Here is a 1,540-nt window from a genome sequence, read left to right on the forward strand (position 1 = left end):
GTAAAAACCTTATACTTATCTATCCATTCTGTGTTTTTTATAATTTCGGCTCTATTTATATAACCAATTTGTTTGCCTTTACCATAGCATAAAACAGGATTTTTCAAGCCTTTGTTAGAGCTTCTAAATAAAGTTGATTTTTTAACAACGTTTGCATCTAAACCAAATGGTTTTCTTGCTGATACAGTGTTTTCTAATGAGATAAAGTCTTTATGTGTTTTTATCTTTTTTAGCATTTCAACAGCTAGGCTATGACGAATTAAAATATCTGAATCCTCCGTTCTTAACCTACGGATATTAACTTTCGGTGTTAAATCATCATTGTAAGTTAGGACTTTGGTTAAACTTTTACTATTGTCGTAAGACTTATTCCACAAAAAATAACATATTCCACCTCTAAGATTTATATTCTGAAAAATCAAATCAGGTTTAAGAAAATCATGTAACTCTGAAATGTGAATATCATTAAGCATTTGGTCTCTAAAAGAATCCAAATCTTTTCCACCAGCATACCAACGAGTTGGCATAATCATAGAAATATGTTCAGGATTTAGTTTTTTCCCAATTTCAACAAATTCGTTATATATTGGTGAAGCACTGTTTTTATTTGCACCTAAATCACTCTGTTGATATGGCGGATTGCCAACGATTACATTAAACTTCATTTTTTTTTTATTTATTTTGATGGTTTTGTCTTTAATCAATTTGTTTTCTTTGATTAAATCATATGATGTATAGTTGTCTTCAATTAGGTTGATATCTAATTCAAGTAACGTGTAAACTTTTCGTGTAAATTCATAAGCAATTTTTGATGTAGGAATGGAGTAAAAATTGCTAGCTACTTCTTTTCCAAATTTTTTATATACCGCATAAACAAACTCACCTTGTTTTGCTGCAATATCTAATAGCATTGTAGATTTATTAATTGCATTAACTGGAAATGCATTAATAATCATTTCGGTTACTATTTCTGGTGTAACAACTTCGGATTCTGATAAACGACCAAATTTTTTCAGAGCATTGCTTGCTCTCTCAATTGGAGCAATTGTCGTGTCGTTTGCTAATGAATTAATGTTTTGAATTTTATAATCAAGTTCACTTAATATAAATGGATTAAGGTGTTTTTGAAATAACTCGAGAATAACATTATCAAGATTTAAATTTGAAATAATCCGCAAATTACTTGCATTACCTTTAATATGACTTAGAATATCTTGTAGGGATTTAACTCTTGAATTAGTTAAAAACGCAAAGAATAGAATCCTTGAATAATACATAGCAATTTTGCCTTTATAATCAGTTTCTTCTTCGTCTTCTGTTGCTTTTGATTTCTTAGAGTTTCCTTCGGAATCATCATCCATTTCTTCAACATCTTCTAAATCAAGTTCATCACCATCGCCTAAATTGGGCTTAATTTCTAAACCTTGGCGTGAACCTATTATTCTTTGTCTTTCAATTTCAGCCTTGATTTCTTCTATGTCTAATAAGGAATAATCAATTGATATAGTTGTGGCCTCATCGAAAACACTTCTGCTACTCG

The 1,540-nt window shown here is 29.9% G+C and carries 1 protein-coding gene; it reads right to left on the bottom strand.

What is annotated here, in order from left to right; all coding sequences use genetic code 11:
* On the bottom strand, window positions 1-1,540 hold a 1,540-nt coding region (locus tag ABIQ27_RS03255; RefSeq protein WP_348032011.1), incomplete at both ends, for an Eco57I restriction-modification methylase domain-containing protein.

This window comes from Flavobacterium sp. (assembly GCF_039916025.1).
Classification (GTDB): domain Bacteria; phylum Bacteroidota; class Bacteroidia; order Flavobacteriales; family Flavobacteriaceae; genus Flavobacterium.